We start from the raw sequence: 17,271 nt of genomic DNA on the forward strand, positions 1-17,271 counted from the left end.
AACAATGTTGCGAACAGCCTGTGTCCTGTGAACGTCAGATGTCAAATGCTCTGACCTGCTTAAACACACTGACCGGAAAGCAATATGGCTTCAGCTTGCCAGAATCTTGACCGGATTCCGTCGATGACATTTCGGACACGGGTCATTTACGATTCTCGACCGAACGAGGGCCGGTGACCGGCCGCACGCCGAGGGGTCGCGGCGTGCGGTTCGTACGGGAGGCGTCGATACCCGCCCTCGGTACCGAATCCACAAGCGGGAGGCACACAAAGATGATCAGACGTTCTCGCCTGCTGGCCGCGGCATTCCTGGCCGCGGCGCTGGCGATCACGAGCGGCTGCAGCGGCGACTCAGGGGCGGACGCGAAGGCGAAGAAGGATCCCGACAAGGTCGGCTACATCACGGCCTTCGGGGCGGTCGGCCGGGACGCCTTCGTCTGGGTGGCGAAGGAGAAGGGCTACTTCGCCGAGGCCGGCATCGAGGTCGACATCCAGAAGGGCGCGGGCAACGTCCCGAACCTGACGGCGCTGAAGTCCAACAAGGTGCAGTTCGCCGCGCTCGACTTCACGGGTGCGGTGATCCAGGCCGGCAAGGGCGAGTTCACCGACTGGCGGGCCATCGCCGCCGTGCACCAGCAGACGCTGGTCGCGGTGATGACCACCAAGGACACCAACATCAACACCCCGAAGGACCTGGAGGGTCGGACGATCGCGACCGGCGCCGGGTCGGTCACGGAACTGCTCTTCCCGGCGTACGCCCGGCTGGCCGGGATCGACGCGGCAAAGGTGAAGATCCAGGGCGCGCAGGCCACCGCGCTGAACGGCCTGATGGCGGCGAACAAGGTGGACGCGCTCGGCACCTTCCTGCTCAGCCGCACCGCGCTGGCGAACATCTCCAAGAGGGAGGTCGTCGTGCTGCCGTACAGTGACTACCTCCGGGACCTCTTCGGCAACGCGGTGATCACCACTCCGGGCCTGATCGAGAAGGACCCCGACCTGGTACGCCGCTTCACCACCGCGCTGTTGAAGGGGTTGCAGTACGCGATCGAGCACCCCGAGGAGGCGGCGCAGATCCTCAACAAGGCGGAGCCGAGCTACGCGGTGCCGTCCGGGGTCGGTGAGATCAAGGCGATGACGCCGTACGTGTCACCGGCCGGCGGTGCCCCGATCGGATACATGGACGAGCAACGGGTCATGCGGACCATCGCCGTCATGCAGGGCGCCGGGCTGATCCCCGCCGGGCTGACCCCGGAAAAGGTGGTCGACTTCGGCTTCGTGCCGAAGGCCGGATAGCCCGACGTGTCGCGCCCGCCACCGGCGGGCTCGGCGACAGTGGCCGGGGCGGCAGGTCGGAGCGACCACCGTCCCGGCCGTGCGCCGTCCACGACACCGCCCGCCACCGCACACCGTCCACCACTGCACACCGCCCGTCGCGTCGTCCGGAGGCCGCCATGACCGGTGATCCGTCCACCACCACTCCGGCCCGGCTCTGGTCGAACGTCGGGCTGCCCGTACTCGGTGCGCTGCTGGCGATCGGTGCCTGGTGGCTGATCGCCGAGATGTTCGACATCAACCCGTTCTTCCTGCCCGCACCGCCGGACGTGGTCGACGCGTTCGTACGCCTTCCCGGCTATCTGCTCGGGGAGACCTGGGTGACCCTGCTGGAGACCGTCATCGGCTTCGGCGTGGCGGCGGGTGGGGGGCTGCTGATCGCCCTGCTGCTGGCGGCCTTCCGCACGGTCGAGCGGATGACCATGCCGCTGATGGCGGCGATCAACGCCATCCCGAAGGTGGCGCTCGCACCGCTGCTGCTGGTCTGGATGGGGTTCGGGCCGGGACCGAAGATCGTCATGGTGATCCTGGTCTGCTTCTTCCCGATCGTCGTCTCCGCGATGGCCGGGCTGACCTCGACCCCGAGCGACCTGCGCGAGCTGGTGCACTCGCTCTCCGCGTCGTGGTGGCAGACCTTCGTCAAGGTACGGCTCTCCTGGGCGCTGCCGCAGATCTTCGTCGGGTTGAAGGTGGCGATCTCACTGGCGATCATCGGCGCGATCATCGGCGAGGTGGTCAACCCCGACAAGGGGCTCGGCGCGGTCATCGTCAACTCCGGGGCCTCCGCCGACACGCCGTTGGCGTTCGCCGCGCTGACCCTGCTGGCGCTGATGGGAGCCGCGTTGTTCTACCTGATGGTGACGATCGAGCGGCTCGTCGCGCCCTGGGCGCGGGAGATCTCGTCGTAGCCGTTGGGTGACCGCCCGGAGTGGCCCTGGGCCACCGGCCCACGCTCCGATGGCTACGCTGTTTCTGTGTGTTGGTGATTCTGCACAGGTGACAGGTGACAGGTGGCGGTGGTGGTTGTGGCGTCCGGGAAGCTGTTGAGGTTCGACGAGGTACGTGGATACGGGTTCATCGCCCCGGACAACGGTGGTGAGGATGTCTTCGTGCACGCCAACGACTTCGGTGAGGACAAGCACCTGATCCAGCCGGGGATCCGGCTGGACTACGAGGTCGAGCAGGGTGAGCGGGGGCTCAAGGCTTCGGTGGTGCGGATAGTCGACCGCCCGGTCGCCGCCGACAAGCCCCGCACGGTGCGGACGGCGGGGGAGGACGACGGGCTCTGCGACGTCCTCTCCGGTGCGGAGTTCCGCGGCGAGATCACCGAGTTGCTGATCGACAATGTGCCGTCGCTGACGGCGGCCCAGATCGGCGTCATCCGCCAGCAGGTGGTGGCGCTGGCCCGGCAGCACGGTTGGGTCGAGTCCTGAGCCACCCGCCCGGGGTGGCCGCCCCGGCCCGGTAGGATCGCTCGGTGACCCCCTCGCGTTCCGGCGGCTCGCGTTCCGGCGGCGACCTGCTCGCCGTCAGCGATCTGCACGTCGGATATGCGGCGAACCGCAAGCTCGTCGAGGGCTTCGTGCCGGGTTCCGACGAGGACTGGCTGCTGGTCGCCGGTGACATCGGTGAACGGGTCGAGGACGTCTACTGGGCCCTGCGGCTGCTGACGGAGCGCTTCCGCACCGTGGTGTGGGTGCCCGGCAACCACGAGCTGTGGACGGTCCAGCAGGACAAGGTCCAGCTTCGCGGCGTCGCCCGCTACGACATGCTGGTCGAGGTGTGCCGCCGGCTCGGCGTCGTCACCCCGGAGGATCCGTACCCGGTCTGGACCGGGGAGGGCGGTCCGGTCACGGTGGTGCCGCTCTTCCTGCTCTACGACTACACGTTCCGGCCGGAGGGCGCGCAGAGCAAGGAGGCCGGGCTCGCCATGGCGCACGAGGCGGGCGTGGTCTGCACCGACGAACACGTCCTCCACCCCGATCCGTACCCGAGTCGGGAGGACTGGTGCGCGGCGCGGCTGGCGCTCACCGAGCGCCGGCTGGCGGAGCTGGCACCCGGCACCCGTACGGTGCTGGTGAACCACTTTCCGCTGGTGCGGGAGGTCACCCGGATCCTGCGCTACCCGGTCTTCGCCCAGTGGTGCGGCACGGTGCACACCGCCGACTGGCACCGACGCTACAACGCGGCAGCCGTCGTCTACGGGCACCTGCACATCCCGAGGATCAACTGGTTCGACGGGGTCCGCTTCCAGGAGGTGTCGCTCGGCTATCCGCGCGAGTGGCAGGCCCGGCGGAACCCGCCGCGCGGCCCGGTGCGGATCCTGCCGGTCGGCGCGCCCGAGCAGGACGCCGACCTGGTCTGGTGAGACTGGGACGGCCACCACCCGACTCGGCCGTGCCGCCCGGCCCGTCAGCGGACGGTGCCGCCCGGCTCGTCCACGCGGCGCATCCAGAAGGCGCCGGTGGGCAGTTCACGGAGTTCGGCGGGTAGCACCTCCGGATGCTGCGACCACAGCCACGAGGTGAAGAAGAGCACCTGCCACGCCGCGTTGTCGGTGAGGAAGGCCCGCAGCAGGTAGACCTCGGTCCAGTCCCGGCCCTCCCGGAGCCACCGTTCCGGATACTCGAACGGCCAGTGGATGTCGTGGATGTGCACGATCACGCCGGGATTCAGCGTGGGTAGCACGTGCAGCAGCAGCCAGACGACGTCCGAGCCGGCCTTGGCCACGTGCGTCGAGTCGATCAGCAGGATGTCGCCGGAACCGAGCCGGCCGAACATGGACCGGTCGACGTCCTGGACCCGGCGCTGCACCAGCTCGACCTGGTCGCCGGGACGCAGCCGGGCCCGCAGCCGCTCCGGGTGCGGCTCGACGCAGGTGATCCGCAGCTCCGGCAGGAACCGGTCGGCGGCGTCAAGGACGACCGCCGTGGAGTAGCCGGAACCGACCTCCATCAACCGGGCCGGCCGGTGGTGCCGGAGCATCGCGTGCAGCACGGCGGCATCGGCGCGGCCGTACAGCCCGTTGCGGTCGTGCCAGCGGTCGGCGGGCAGCTCGCGCATCAACGGGCCGAGTGCGGCGGCGAGCCGGAGCTGCTCGCCCTCCCGCAGGTCCACACCGACCGGTGTCAGGCCGCGCCACCCGACCGCCCTGCTCCGGTCCGCCGGGGAGGTGGCGGGGGAGTAGAAGTGCCCGGGTTTCACGTACGGCGGCGTGCTGAGGGCGGCGCTGATCCCCCGGGCACGCCGGACGACCTGCGTCTGGAACTCGCCAACAGTCATGCGGGGAATTCTGACCTTTATCCCGATACTTCGCTAGTAGCTTGCGAAATCGGAAATTACGTGTCACCCCAGGACCAGATCTTGACGACTTGTTGTCGCTCAAGAGGCTGTCGGGAAATCTGGGGGCCTTCGGTGAAGGGCATGGGGCGTGGCGGGGTCGGGGTCTGGTCTGGGCCGATGGTGGTTGCGGTCGTGTCTGTCCTGGCCTGCGTGGCGTCGGCCGGGTTGGGCTGGGTGCCTTCGTTGTGCTGGTCTGTCAGGTCGGTTCGTTGCGTTGGGCTGATCGGTCGGTGTTGGTCGCGGGCGGGCGGCCGCGGGCCGGGTCGCGGGTGTGGCGGTGCAGTGTGAGCAGGTTGCTGGTGGCGTTGATGAGCTTCCACTCGTTGTCGGCCGCGGGCTTGCCGCGGCGTTGGAATGCGGTGATCCCGCGGTTGTGTTTCGTGTCGCCGAAGACGGGTTCGATGGTGGGAGCGCGTTGGGCGTAGCTTTCCGCGCCGGTTTGGGTTCGTAGTCGGTGGCGCATCCGGTCGGCTGGGCTGGCGTCGGGTGGTGGCTCATCGGTGGCGTAGCCGTTGGCGCGTAGCTCGGTCAGCATCACGCGGTTCTTGCCGGGGGCGATGACGCGGTCGGGCCCGGGGGCGGTGAGGTTGTCGTCGGACCAGTAGCCGGCGTCGAGGGCGAACAGGTCGATCGTGCCCAGGCCGGCGCGGTCGGCGTTGACAACGGCGGTATCCATCATCGGGATGGCCAGGCGCACGTCGTTGGCGTCCTGGCTGACTGCGGCGGCGAGGACGAGACGTCGTCCGTGTTGCACCCGCACGGAGGCGGCCTGGCAGTTGTAGCCCTGGGTCCAGCCTCGCTGGGTCCTGAGCATCCGGCTGTCCGGGTCGGTGGCATTGCCGCGACGTGCGGCACTGGGCAGGTGTTCAACAGAGCACCCAGGCCGCACCGCGAGCGCGGTGCCGGGGGGTTCGGGTGTTGGCGTGGTGTCGGGGGGTTCGGGTGTTGGCGTGGTGTCGGGGGGTTCGGGTGTTGGCGTGGTGTCGGCTTGGCCCTGGGCAGCGGCGAGGTCGGCTTCGGCCTGGGCGATGAGGGCGTCGTAGTCGGGTCGGGAGCCGGGTAGGCGCCGGCCGGCGGCCTGTTCCTTGGCTACGCGCTGGTCCCGGCGCTGGGTGAGTTGGTCGAGCTTGCGTTGTGCGGTGGCGATCTTGTCTGCTCGGCGGGGCCGCCCGGTCGGGGTGGGGCCGTGCTCGTCGGCGTCGTGCTCGGCCCGGGCCTGGTCGATCTGGCGCAGGGTTTCTTTCAGCCGGGCCAACCGGTCCAGACGTCGACGCAGCTCGGCGGGCAGCTCGTCGCCGCGGTTGTCCGGACCGTACAGGCTGTCCTGGTGGGCGTCGGTGGCGGCGGCCTGCGCCAGCATCGACTCCACCTCCGCGGACAACCGCTCGTACTCGCGTTGCAGCGCCTCGCGTTCGCGGGTCTTGCCCAGCCCGGCCGACGCGGCGATCTTTGTCCCGTCCACCGCCACCACGCCGACCTGGCGCAGCCCGGCCTTGGCGCACAGCAGCAGCACCTCGGTGAACAACTTCTTGATCGCTTCCTCATGGTTGGCCCGGAACGCCGCGATCGTGCTGTGGTCGACCACCCGGTTACCGGTGACCACCCGAAAGCCCAGGTCCCGCACGCACAACGCCTCGATCCGGCGACTGGAGCGCTGACCCAGGCAGTACGCGTAGACCAGCAGTGTCAGCAGCATGTCCGGGTCGTACCCGGCCCGCCCGGCGCTGCCCAGACGGGACCGGGCGTGAAACGCTGTCGTATCCATCGCCGCGACCGCGTCGATCAGGAACCACGCGAGATCATCCTCGGGGATGAACTCCTGCACGCTCGGCGGCAGCAGAAACGGCTGGCTACGATCCACCGGCAGATAGCGCTTAGCCACACCCCATACTACAACAAACATCAATCACTATACATATTCTGGACATCAATTTCCCGACAGCCTCTCAAGGCGCAAGAAGTCGTCAAGATCCGCCCGACCGCTTCCCAGGAGGGCGGGCGGGTCAGTCCACGGTCACCGTCTGGAGGGTCAGGGGGAGAGTTGGTGTGCCGCCGCCGGCCGGGTTGGAGTTGTCGTGGCCGCCGGCCGCCACCCGGTCGACGATGTCGAGACCGGTGGTGACGGTGCCGAACGGGGTGTAGAGCGGCTGGAGCGCCGTCGAGCTGTCCCGGAAGATGATGAAGAACTGGCTGCCGTTGGTGGCCGGCTGGCCGGTGTTGGCCATCGCCACCACACCCCGGTCGTACCGCGCGCCGGTGAGGTTCTCGTCGGCGAACGTGTAGTCCGGCCCACCCCGCCCGGTGCCGCTCGGGTCGCCACACTGGAGCACGTGGATCCCCTCGGTGACGAGGCGGTGGCAGGTGCTGCCGTCGAAGAACTTCCGCCCGGTGAGGTGCTCGAAGCTCGCGACGGTGCACGGGGTGCGGGCCCGGTCCATCGAGATGGCGATCTCGCCGAGGTTGGTGGTCATCCGCATCGTGGCGGTGCCCGTCGTCGCGGCGGCGTCGAAGTCGGGCAGCCCGACCGGCCTGGTGTCGGCGTGAGCCTGCGTGGTCGTGCCCGAACATTCCGCCGACGAGGTGCGCGCGGACGAGCCCGGCGTCGCCGGCACGGCACCGTCGCGGCCCGTGTCCGAACTGCTGTCGCTGCCGGACCGGAGGTAGTAGACCACCAGGCCGGCACAGCCGATGCCGAGGCAGAGCACGACCGCCACCCCCGCCGCGATCAGCCCGATCACCAGCGGCCGCCGGCTCCGCGTCGGTGGCGCCCCCTGCTGGTACGGCGGAGCCGGCTGGCCGCCACCGACAGGCGGAGGCGGGAAGGGCGGAGCGCCGCCAGGTAGTGGCCCGGCAGGCGGTGGCCCGGCAGGCGGTGGCCCGGTGGGCGCCGGTCCGGAGGGTTCGGGTGCAGAGGATTCGGGTCCGGAGGGCTCGGGGCCGGGTCGGGGCGGCTCGGATGCTGGCGGTTCGGCAGGCGGCTGACTCACCGGGCCAGCCTAGCGGGATCGATCGATGGACACCCGGACCGTGGGCGGGAGCCGTCCGGCCCGGACCCTCGGCCGGCGAATCCCGTCGCCTGAAACCCAACGTCTCGGTCCGGCACCGCGTGCGGCCCTGACCCGTCGGGCGGTGCTACCGCCGGGCCAGCCCGGTGAGGAAGTTTCGCCAGGCTGCGGCGCCGAAGCCCAGCACCGGCCCGTCCGGGTCCTTGCTGTCCCGCACGGCGACGACCCCCGGCAGGTTGCCGGCGACCTCGACGCATGCTCCCCCGCTGCTGTTGCTCCGGCTGCTCTTCCGCCATCTGGCGTCGGTCAGCTCCACGTCTCGGCCACCTCCGCGATCAGGTCGATCGACTGCTGGTCAGGGAGTGCCACGCTGCGGATCGTCTCCCAAGTGTCGATCATATGGCGCACGAAGTCCGGTCGGTCGTCCACCTGGCCGTGCCAGTGCCCCTCGAAGTAGACGGCCGGCTCGCCCGCCTGCGGCGTGGCGAGCACGAAGGGGCCGTCCAACCCGGCGTAGGCCCCGGTCGAGGCCGGCACGACGTGGATCCTCACCTGCGGCACGCTGGTGGCGACCTTGACCAGGTGCAGCAGTTGCTCCCGCATCACCGCGCGGTCGCCGATCGGTCGCCGGAGCACGTGTTCGTCGACGACGAAGGTGAGCAGCGGCGGCTTCGCCCGGGCCAGGATCTCCTGCCGGTCCAGCCGGGTTGCCACCTGCTCCTCGATCTCCTCGGCGGAGAGCAGCCCCGGCCCCGCGAAGACCGCTCGGGCGTACGCCTCGGTCTGCAACAGCCCCGGCACGTACACCGGTTCGAACCACCGCAGCGCTTTCGCCTCCTGCTCGACGCCGGCCCACTCCCGGAAGTACTGCACGACGATCTCGCGGCTGATCCGCTTCTGGATGCGTACGAAACGGCCGTCGGTGGTGAAGACGGCGTCGCAGCGGCGGGCGAAGTCCAGGCTCGGGCGGCGCTCACAGCTCTCCACCTTGGCCACCATCGGCTGGGAGTAGTTGATCGCCTCGGCGAGGGCGGCCTGCGACATGCCGGCGGCGGCGCGGGCGAGACGCAACTCCTCGGCGAAGTGTTCGAGCATCGGTGACCGTTCCACCATGACTCCTCGATGACGAAGGGCAACACAGGGCGGGACAAATCCGGATACGCGAAGGTTGTACCGGTCGCGAAGCTCCTCAGCGTAGTGCCCTCCATAGCAGAGTGTCATCAGCGGAACCGCTCGGAGCCATGGCCTCGAAAAGGACCGGCCCCCGCTCTCAACCCGAGGAGGTGTCGGCGTGAACTGGTGTCGACGTACACCGAAAATCCACCGCCGCGACTGGCGGCGGCTCTGGCGGTACTGCCGGTGCGGCGAGCGCTGGGGATGTCTCGGCACTCTCCCGCCATCCGTGCCGATGGCGTTCTCGCCGTTGCCGGTGACGCCAACGGCATCACCACAGCCCGCGCCGACGATGCCGTCTTCGGACCGACCGACGAACCGGGGACCCGCGACGGATCGGGGACGCGCGACGGATCGGGGTCGGCTGGGGGGCTGGAATGCCCCGGCGGGTGCCGGGGACGGTCGGCGTGCGGGCCCGGAAGCCTCGATCGGGGCCGATGGACCGGGTCGCGCGGGCGCGCCGGCCGGACGGGCGGAGGCCGGCGATGACCGTGGCCGCCGTGGGCTCGGCTCCCGACGAGCCGCCGCCGGATGACCCTGACCCTGACGATGGCGGTGGCCGTCGGCGCGCCGGGACAGTCTCCGCTGAGGCCCCTGTAGAGCTGGGTGCACGGGCGGGGCGCTCGGCGGCGGCTGGTTCTGCCGGGTCGGCGGGTGCACAGGCGGGGCAGCTCGACAGTCTCGCCGGCACAGTAGTGGCGGCAGGCCGTCGTACCCCTCGGAACGAGGGTGGGGCCGAACGACCGGGCCGGGCGCACCTGCCGCAACGACCGATCTGGCTCTGCCGGGTCTGCGGCACCGACTGGCCGTGCCTGGCCGCGCGCTCGCTGCTGCCGCTCGACCATCTCCGGAATCCGGCCGGACTGGCGGCGGACCTGGCCGAGGCGTTCGCGGCCGCGATGCGTGACCTCTACCTGCTCAACCCCGACCCCGACGGGCGCTTCATACTGCCTTCTCTGCGGTTGCTGTTGGGATCTGAACGGTTTCGGTTGTCCGGTGGGCATGCCCGGGCGGTCGGCGTCAGCCCAGTCTGTCGTGGTTGGAGGTTACCGCCGGCCGTGCGCCCTGGACGCGGCGGTGTCAGCTGAGCGCGGCGGCCAGTTGTTCGTAGGTGGGCGCGAGCTGCTGCAACGTCTGGGCGGCGGCGTTCGTGTGTCCGTCGACGAGGTCGTGCTGGAGGCTGCCGACCAGCCGGGCCTGCTGGGTAGCGATGGCGGCGGCTTCGTCGCGGCCGATGCTGGTGAGCGCGGTCGCGGCGTCGGTGAGCCGTCGAGCGCCGACGCGGATCGCGAACTGCGTCAGGTGATCATGTGTGTCGGGGTCAAGTCCGTCGATGACCAGGTCAGCGAGGCGGTGCACGGCGGTGGCGCCGCCAATGGTGCCGGGGGGCACGGCAAGGTCGTCGCGCCCGCGCAGCCAGGCGACCGCGCCGGGCAGGGCCGCGCGCAACGCCGCCTCGGTGGTGACCTTGCGGACCTGCTGGAAGTTGCCGCGCATGGTGTACGGCTCGGCGTGGTAGAAGGTGATCGTGTCGGCACGCCATGCGGCCAGGAAGTCCTGGGTCGGCAGCGTCGCGTAGGGGCAGCCGTAGGGGTCATGGAACAGGACCTGCGTGTCGTCGGCCTCCAGGACAGCGACGAAGTGGTCCGACCCGATCGGTCCAGTCATTCCGGGCACGTGACGCAGCAGGCCCATCTCCAGCGGTCCGGCCAGGACAGGGCCGGTCTTGACCGCTTCCTTGAGCATCGCGAGGGCTTGTTCGCCGTCGTCGGCGCCTTGTCGGCGGCAGGTCCAGCCGAGCAGCGCGATCGCGTCGTCGATGCCGCGGTCGTCCCAGCCGTATGGGTCGAACAGCGGCAGCCGTCCGCCGAGCAGGTGCATGCCGAACGGCGAGCCGGTCAGCACTTCGATGATCGACGGGGAGGGTGCGGTGGGGCCGAGGGCCATGGCCAGCGAGTTGGCGTAGCAGTAGGGCCCGGAACCTATGTACGGATGCATGTTTCAGCTTCTTTCGATGGTCGAGACGGGGTAGGTGACGTCGAGGAGGGCGCCGTCGGTGCCGGGCCGGATCTCGACCGGGCTGGCGAGGTTGACCAGACGGTTCGCGTCGATCCATGCCTCCACCGTCTCGTAGGCGCGCAGGATGTCGGGGAACCCGGCGTCGGCTTCGGCGACCGGCAGGTAGATGTCGGTGCCGGCCGGCGACAGTCGGAGTCGCAGGTCGTCGACGGGTTCGATGGAGCCGGTGAACGGCACTGCGACCTCGACGGGTCCGTCGCTGTCGTGCGTCACGAATCCGTGGAAGTGCACCAACGTCGGCCCGTCGTGCGGCAGCCCGACCGTCTGCAGCCGGTCGCGGATGCGTCGCTGCGCTTCGGTGACGAAGGTGTCCAGGTCGTCGATGTGCACGCGCCGTTCCTGGCACAGCAGCTTGCGGAGTGGCCTGACCCGCGGTCTTGGAGGGGCGGTGGTCGGTGCGGCGGCACCGTCGAGAGCCTCGATCAGCTCACGGCGGCGCCGCAGTTGGGCCTCCTGGGCGGCCAGCCACGCGCGCAGTTCAGCCTGGCGGCCTTGTGGGCTCAGCTCGATCAGAGTGGCGATGCGGGCCAGCGGCAGATCCAAGGTGCGCAGCCGGGCGATCAGCCGACCGCGGGGAAGCTGGTCACGGTGATAGCGGCGGTAGCCGGTGGCCGGGTCGATGCCGACCGGCACCAGCAGCCCCTGCTCGGCATAGAGCCGCAGCGCCTTCGACGACAGCCGGGTCGCTGCGCCGAACTCGCCGGGCAGCATGAGGTCCGCGTCGTTCACCGGCCCAGCCTGGGCCATGCCCTTGGGGCGAGGTCAAGCTCACTCGCCTCCAGCTTCTTCATCGCGGCGGTGCCGGTGCTGGAGCCGGCCCGGCACCGCTCGCATGATCGGTCAGCCCCGGCCGGTCGACGTGGGCGGCGGTGGGGGCACGTTGCAGTACTGCATCCGGAGTCCTTGACCTGGCAGCTGTAGGTGACCTGCGGTCGCGCCGGTCGTAGCGGGTGCCGACCCGACCTCCGCACACGCCGCAGAAGATGATTCCCTGACACAGCGTTGCGCCCTCGCGCACCGGCCGGGCGTTCTTCTGGGTGCCGCCGCCAGCTTCGCCCCGTGCAACCGCCCCAACAGGGGGCGATCGCATCGACCAGCGCCCGCGCCGCGGCTAATACTGCAACGGCGGGTTGTGGCTTCGCTGGTGGGCCCAGTGCGCTTGCGCTGCGAAAACAGCACCGTCAAGCGCTGACCTTTCAAAAGGATGGAAAGGGTGAGTGATCATCAACGAGTCCGAAGAGTACCTTGACTGACGAGCCGTACAGGGCACGGGTTCCGGACCGGACCCGGCCCGGATGTACGCCCGCTTCCTGGGCTGGCTGACCCCGCGACTCGACATCGTCCGCAGGCGCGACAGCGGATCACCGGAACACGGTGACTAACGCTGGGTGAACAACCCTCCCCGAGGGCTGGCCAGACCATGCCCCAGTCGGTTAGCTGGGAGAATGCGGCAGAATCGACGCCATGTCACAGGCTGATCCCGTACCACCGGCCGACGCTGGGCCACCGGCCGAGGAGGTCATCGCCGGCCAGGCGGTCTACAACCGGCTGGTGCTGGCCGGCTACGACGCGTTCGTGCTCGCCTTCTCCTGCCGGCTGGTGTGGCGCTGCGACAAGCGGCACATGCTGGACAACTACCAGCGCAACATCGGCGGCCGGCATGTCGAGCTGGGTGCCGGCACGGCATATTTCCCGGACCGGTGCCGCTTCCCGGTCGACCGTCCGGAACTGACCCTGGTCGACCTGAACCCGACCGTGCTGCGGGTCAGTGCGGCGCGGGTCGCCCGCCATCGGCCCACGGTGGTGCGGGCCGACGTGCTCCAGCCGCTGCCCTTCGGCGACGGCACGTTCCAGGCCGGGCAGCAGGACTCGGTCGGGGCGAACTTCCTGCTGCACTGCCTGCCCGGCACGTGGGCGGAGAAGAGCGCGGTCTTCGACAACGCGGCCGCGGCGCTCCGGCCCGGCGGCCGGTTCTTCGGCAGCACGATCCTGTCGTCCGGGGTGCGGGTGAGCGCGGCGGCCCGCCGGCTGATGAAGGTCTACAACGCCAAGGGGATCTTCCACAACGCCGACGACGACCTGGCCGGGCTCCGCTGGCAACTCGACCAGCGGTTCACCGACATCCAACTCACCGTACGCGGCTGCGTCGCCCTGTTCGAGGCCACCAGGCCGGCGCCGGCCGGGGACGAGAGCCGGTAGTCCCCGGCGGTCAGCCACTCACCGCCGGATCCGGAGCGGCGGCGGTCCGCATCCTGCGCTCGGCCCGGCCGTCCTGGACCTCGTGCCGGACCAGGAAACTCAGTGCGGCGGCGATGGCCAGCATCGCCGCGATGATGGTCAGGGCCCGGGACAGGCCGTAGCCGTCGGCCAGGAAACCGATCGACGGCGGGGCGAGCAGGATGCCGCCGTAGCCCAGGGTGGAGGCCAGGGCGATGCCGTTCGGCCCGCCCTTCGCCCCGGCGAGCGCCAGCGCGGAGGGGAAGATGTTCGCCAGCCCGAGGCCGGTCACGACCAGGCCGGCGAAGACGAGCCAGAGCACCGGTGACAGCGCCATCACCAGCGCTCCCACCGCCGCGACGATCCCGCCGCCCACCACGACCATCGGATGGCCGAACCGCTCCAGGAGGCGTACGCCGACGATGCGGCCGATGGTCAGGGTCCCGGCGACCGTGGCGTACCCGGCGGCGGCGACGGCCGAGTTTCCGTTCAGGTCGATCTGGATGTGCAGCGGGACCCAGTTGTCCATCGCACCCTGGCTGTAGGCGGCACAGAGCGCCGCGACGGAGGCGATCACCACCGTCAACCCGGCGTGCCGGGTGCGGTGCCCGGACGGCACGGCCGGCGGCTCCGGCCGACCCGCCCGGGACAGCGGCGCCGACATCAGCATCCGGCCCGCCCAGCCGGTGGCGAGCAGCGCCAGGGGCATCGCGACCAGCATGTGGGTCAGCGGCGAGAGCCGGAGCGCCAGCACCGCACCGAGACCGGCTCCGATCAGGCTTCCGACGCTGTTGGCCGCGTGCAGGCCGGACATGATCGGTCGTCGGACGGCGGCGATGAGGTCGACCGCGACACTGTTCACCGCGACGTCGATCGCGCCGTAGCCGATCCCGAAGACCAGCAGCGTCAGGCCGAGGGTCAGCGGCGAGCGGGTAAGCGTCGGCGGTACCACCGCCAGCGACAGCAGCACGGCGGAGGCGATCGTCACCTGCCGGCTGCCCCAGCGGCGGCAGAGCCCTCCGGTCAGCAGCATCGTCAGCACCGCCGCCCCGGAGATGCCGAGCAGCGCCAGCCCGAGGGAGCCGGGTGTCGCCTGCACCTGCTCCTTGATGGCCGGGATGCGTACCGACCAGCCGGCGAAGAGAAACCCGCCGATGCCGAAGAAGAGTGTCGTGGCCGTCCTGAGCCGGACGAGTTGGGCGTCCCTCGATTCGGTGGTGGTGACCTGCCCGTCGGGCAGGGACGGTGTTCCGGTCATGCAATGGTTCCTTCCAGGTACAGCCGGGTGAAGGCGTTGCCGAAGGTGCCGTCGGGGTCGTACCTGCGCGCGAGTGACGCGAAGTCCGGTACGCGGGGGTAGCGCCGTCGCATCTGCTCGGGTGTGACCTCGAAGAGCTTCGCCCAGTGCGGACGCGCGTCGAAGGGAGCGAGCCGCTCCTCGACCAGCCGGATCACGTCGCGCACCGGGGACTCGTCGGGGATCCAGGTGAAGTGGATGGTGATCACGTCGGTGCCGTAGGCCGGGCTCAGCCAGAAGTCGTCGGCGGCGACCGTACGCACCTCGCAGATCTGCAGCACCGGATGGATGTCGCCGCGCACCCGGTCCAGCGCCTCGATCGCGGCGGTCGCGTACCGGATCGGCACGGCGTACTCGGACTGCAGTTCCGCGCCGGAGCTGGGCGTGAACTCGGGACGGAAGTGGGCCATCCGGGTGTGCCAGGGGCCGGGCACACCCTGCTGGGCGGTGCAGGCGGCGGCCGAGTTGGTGATCACCGGGTGGACGTCCCGGCCGGCGGGCGTGGCGGTGAACCACGGCTCGCCGGGCGCCTTCGGCTCCGGCTCGTCGGTGCGGGCGATCACCCACACCTGGGTGAAGTGCGGCGAGGCCCAGTCGGTGAAGAGGCAGACGCTGTAGGCGCAGGAGACGAGCTCCTCGAAGTGGTCGAGCGCCGGCCCCAACGGAAGGTCGAGATAGACGGTCTGCCGTACCTGGTAGGTGGGTTCGACGTCCAGCGTCAGGGTGGTGACGACGCCGACCGCGCCGAGGTTCACCACCAGGCCGGGAAAGTCGGGATCGCCCCGCCGTACGGTCCGCAGCCCGCCGCCGGCCGTCATCAGCTCGAAGCCGCGCACCGAGCCGGCCAGCACCGTGTTGCGCACGCCCGAGCCGTGGGTGCCGGTCGCGCACGCCCCGGCCACCGAGATGTGCGGCAGCGAGGCCAGGTTGGCCAGGGCGAGACCGGCGGCGTGCAGCTCCCGGGCCAGCTCGGCATAGCGGACGCCCGCACCCACCGTCACCGCCCCGCCCGCGGCGTCGATCTCGACGACCGGCGGCATCGCCTCCAGCGACACCAGGTCGTCGACGGTGTCGGCGACGGCGCTGAACGAGTGCCGGGTGCCGAGCGCGCGGATCCGGTCGCTGCCGGCGACCACGGCCCGGAGTTCGTCGAGCGTCGTCGGCCGGTGGACCCGGCGGGCGCCGTACGCCAGGTTGCCCGCCCAGTTGCGCAGCTCAGCCGACACGGAGCAGCACTCCCTCCAGTGCGCCGAGCGGCACCGAGCGCAGCGACACCGGCCCGGCGGACCGGGCGGCATCGGTGGAGAGCTCCAGCCGGGCCGGTCCCTCGCCGATCGCCAGCACGATCGGCCGGTCGGCGAAGTTGAGAGCGACCAGCAGCTCCTCCTCCGGGCTGCGCCGCCGGTAGACGAAGGTCTGCGCGGGCGAGTCCAGCGACCCGTAGTCGCCGAAGCGCAGTGCGGTGGAGGCGTGCCGGTATCGGATCAGCCGGCGGTAGAGGTTCAGCGAGGAGTCCGGCGCCGCATCCTGCACCAGGACGTTCGCGGTGCCGATGTCGCGGCCGAACGGCAGCCACGGGGTGCCGGTGGTGAAGCCGGTGCCGGTGGGCTCCCACTGCATCGGCACCCGCTGGCCGTCCCGGTCGTCGACGTCGAGCGCCCGCTCCGGCGGGGAGTCCGCCATGCCCAACTCCTCGCCGTAGTAGACGCAGGGCAGGCCGCGGAGCGTGAACATCATCATCGCCGCCACCCGGGCCTGACGGAGGCCGTACCGGCTCACCGTCCGGGGGATGTCGTGGGTGGCGAGCGCGTAGGTGGGCAGCGCGTCCGGCCGGGCCAGTGCGGAGAGCCGGTCGACCGTGCCCCGGAACGCGGCCGCGTCCCACGGCTGCTCCCAGAAGGCGATGTGGAAGGCGGTGTGCATCCCGTCCGCGCCGAAGTACTCCACCAGGCGGCTGTCGTCGCTGATCGGCACCTCGCCGAGCAGCAGGCCCGGCCCGTGGCCGTCGAGGAAGCAGCGCAGCTCCCGGAGGAGCTCGTGGCTCTCCGGCTGGTCCAGGTTGTACTGCCGCAGCTCCGGATGGCGGTGATACCGCCGGTACGCGGCCAGCGGCTCCGGGTTGTCCCGGAGCTGGCCGTCCTTGAAGAGCCGGTGCGCGACGTCGATGCGGAACCCGTCCACGCCCTGCTTCAGCCAGAACCCCCACACCTCGCGGATCGCCGCCCGCACCTGCGGGTTGCGCAGGTTGAGGTCCGGCTGCTGCGGGGTGAAGCTGTGCAGGTAGAACTGGCCGGTGGTCTCGTCCCGGGTCCAGGCCGGACCGCACCGCTCGAACGAGCTGAGCCAGTTGTTCGGCGGCCCACCGTCGCGCCCGTCGGCCCAGACGTACCAGTCGCGTTTCGGGTTCGACCGGCTGGAGCGGGACTCCAGGAACCACGGGTGCCGGTCCGAGGTGTGGTTCATGACCAGGTCCACGATGACCCGCATGCCGCGCTGGTGTGCCCCCTCGACGAGCTTCTCGACGTCGGCCAGGGTGCCGTACGCCGGGTCCACCGCCTGGTAGTCGCTGATGTCGTAGCCGAAGTCGGCCTGCGGCGACGGATAGAAGGGGGAGAGCCAGAGCGCGTCGACGCCGAGGGAGCGCGGCGTCCCGTCGTGCAGATAGTCGAGGTGCTCGACGATGCCGCGCAGGTCACCGATGCCGTCGCCGTTGGAGTCCGCGAAGCTGCGCGGGTAGATCTGGTAGATGACGGCGCTGCGCCACCAGTGCTCGGTTGTCATGCCGGACCCTCCTTCTCCGCCGCCGGCCCCTCTCCGCCGCCGGCCG

15 protein-coding genes are annotated in these 17,271 nt (G+C 70.5%); 5 read left to right on the forward strand and 10 right to left on the reverse strand.

Features of this window, described 5'->3' with window-relative positions:
• Positions 1–272 precede the first annotated feature (272 nt).
• From ACN27G_RS01625 to ACN27G_RS01640, 4 genes are all read left to right on the forward strand, one after another.
• Complete coding sequence (locus tag ACN27G_RS01625) at positions 273–1,292, forward strand: ABC transporter substrate-binding protein (RefSeq protein WP_421490996.1); 1,020 nt, start codon at positions 273–275, stop codon at positions 1,290–1,292.
• Between the two features lie 158 nt (positions 1,293–1,450).
• The gene (locus tag ACN27G_RS01630) at positions 1,451–2,239 is read left to right on the forward strand and encodes an ABC transporter permease (RefSeq protein ID WP_421490997.1); all 789 of its coding nucleotides are present in this window, start codon (positions 1,451–1,453) and stop codon (positions 2,237–2,239) included.
• A gap of 102 nt (positions 2,240–2,341) precedes the next feature.
• On the forward strand, positions 2,342–2,764 hold the full coding sequence (locus ACN27G_RS01635; RefSeq protein ID WP_421490998.1) for a cold-shock protein: 423 nt from the start codon (positions 2,342–2,344) through the stop codon (positions 2,762–2,764).
• A 44-nt stretch (positions 2,765–2,808) separates the two neighbouring features.
• Complete coding sequence (locus ACN27G_RS01640; RefSeq protein ID WP_421490999.1) at positions 2,809–3,699, forward strand: metallophosphoesterase family protein; 891 nt, start codon at positions 2,809–2,811, stop codon at positions 3,697–3,699.
• 44 nt (positions 3,700–3,743) lie between these two features.
• Here the strand turns inward: ACN27G_RS01640 and ACN27G_RS01645 are convergent, their stop codons facing one another.
• From ACN27G_RS01645 to ACN27G_RS01675, 7 genes are all read right to left on the reverse strand, one after another.
• The gene (locus tag ACN27G_RS01645) at positions 3,744–4,613 is read right to left on the reverse strand and encodes a class I SAM-dependent methyltransferase (protein ID WP_421491000.1); all 870 of its coding nucleotides are present in this window, start codon (positions 4,611–4,613) and stop codon (positions 3,744–3,746) included.
• Positions 4,614–4,869: 256 nt separating this feature from the next.
• The gene (locus tag ACN27G_RS01650; protein ID WP_421490796.1) at positions 4,870–6,534 is read right to left on the reverse strand and encodes a transposase; all 1,665 of its coding nucleotides are present in this window, start codon (positions 6,532–6,534) and stop codon (positions 4,870–4,872) included.
• Positions 6,535–6,676: 142 nt separating this feature from the next.
• Positions 6,677–7,411: a peptidylprolyl isomerase gene (locus ACN27G_RS01655; RefSeq protein ID WP_421491001.1), complete on the reverse strand. Its 735-nt coding sequence runs from the start codon at positions 7,409–7,411 to the stop codon at positions 6,677–6,679.
• A 394-nt stretch (positions 7,412–7,805) separates the two neighbouring features.
• A complete protein-coding gene (locus ACN27G_RS01660; protein ID WP_421491002.1) occupies positions 7,806–7,994 on the reverse strand; it encodes a DUF397 domain-containing protein in 189 nt (62 codons plus the stop codon).
• Positions 7,985–8,788, reverse strand: a complete 804-nt coding sequence (locus ACN27G_RS01665; protein WP_421491003.1) for a helix-turn-helix domain-containing protein — start codon at positions 8,786–8,788, stop codon at positions 7,985–7,987. The genes ACN27G_RS01660 and ACN27G_RS01665 overlap by 10 nt, the downstream gene beginning before the upstream one ends.
• 1,143 nt (positions 8,789–9,931) lie before the next feature.
• Complete coding sequence (locus ACN27G_RS01670; protein ID WP_421491004.1) at positions 9,932–10,849, reverse strand: hypothetical protein; 918 nt, start codon at positions 10,847–10,849, stop codon at positions 9,932–9,934.
• A gap of 3 nt (positions 10,850–10,852) precedes the next feature.
• Entirely contained in the window at positions 10,853–11,659 is an 807-nt protein-coding gene (locus ACN27G_RS01675) for a MerR family transcriptional regulator (RefSeq protein WP_421491005.1), read from the reverse strand.
• A gap of 735 nt (positions 11,660–12,394) precedes the next feature.
• Here ACN27G_RS01675 and ACN27G_RS01680 point away from each other — a divergent pair.
• The gene (locus ACN27G_RS01680) at positions 12,395–13,129 is read left to right on the forward strand and encodes a class I SAM-dependent methyltransferase (protein ID WP_421491006.1); all 735 of its coding nucleotides are present in this window, start codon (positions 12,395–12,397) and stop codon (positions 13,127–13,129) included.
• Between the two features lie 10 nt (positions 13,130–13,139).
• On the opposite strand, the gene ACN27G_RS01685 is transcribed toward ACN27G_RS01680, so the two are convergent.
• The 3 genes from ACN27G_RS01685 to ACN27G_RS01695 are packed head-to-tail and all read right to left on the reverse strand — an operon-like array spanning position 13,140 to position 17,225.
• Positions 13,140–14,405 carry an MFS transporter gene (locus tag ACN27G_RS01685; RefSeq protein WP_421491007.1) on the reverse strand — a complete coding sequence of 422 codons (1,266 nt, stop codon included), beginning with the start codon at positions 14,403–14,405 and terminating at the stop codon, positions 13,140–13,142.
• Positions 14,402–15,670 carry a D-arabinono-1,4-lactone oxidase gene (locus ACN27G_RS01690; RefSeq protein WP_421491008.1) on the reverse strand — a complete coding sequence of 423 codons (1,269 nt, stop codon included), beginning with the start codon at positions 15,668–15,670 and terminating at the stop codon, positions 14,402–14,404. Before ACN27G_RS01690 ends, ACN27G_RS01685 begins: the two co-directional genes overlap by 4 nt.
• Positions 15,660–17,225: an alpha-amylase family glycosyl hydrolase gene (locus ACN27G_RS01695; protein ID WP_421491009.1), complete on the reverse strand. Its 1,566-nt coding sequence runs from the start codon at positions 17,223–17,225 to the stop codon at positions 15,660–15,662. Before ACN27G_RS01695 ends, ACN27G_RS01690 begins: the two co-directional genes overlap by 11 nt.
• Positions 17,226–17,271: the final 46 nt, after the last annotated feature.

The sequence above is a fragment of the Plantactinospora sp. WMMB334 genome (assembly GCF_049179095.1).
In the GTDB taxonomy this organism is placed as follows: domain Bacteria; phylum Actinomycetota; class Actinomycetes; order Mycobacteriales; family Micromonosporaceae; genus Plantactinospora.

Bases quoted from the DNA above. Each gene is read 5' to 3' on its own strand.
- ACN27G_RS01625 (WP_421490996.1), top strand. From the start codon at position 273: ATGATCAGACGTTCTCGCCTGCTGGCCGCGGCATTCCTGGCCGCGGCG.
- ACN27G_RS01630 (WP_421490997.1), top strand. From the start codon at position 1,451: ATGACCGGTGATCCGTCCACCACCACTCCGGCCCGGCTCTGGTCGAAC.
- ACN27G_RS01645 (WP_421491000.1), bottom strand. From the start codon at position 4,613: ATGACTGTTGGCGAGTTCCAGACGCAGGTCGTCCGGCGTGCCCGGGGG.
- ACN27G_RS01670 (WP_421491004.1), bottom strand. From the start codon at position 10,849: ATGCATCCGTACATAGGTTCCGGGCCCTACTGCTACGCCAACTCGCTG.
- ACN27G_RS01680 (WP_421491006.1), top strand. From the start codon at position 12,395: ATGTCACAGGCTGATCCCGTACCACCGGCCGACGCTGGGCCACCGGCC.
- ACN27G_RS01685 (WP_421491007.1), bottom strand. From the start codon at position 14,405: ATGACCGGAACACCGTCCCTGCCCGACGGGCAGGTCACCACCACCGAA.
- ACN27G_RS01695 (WP_421491009.1), bottom strand. From the start codon at position 17,225: ATGACAACCGAGCACTGGTGGCGCAGCGCCGTCATCTACCAGATCTAC.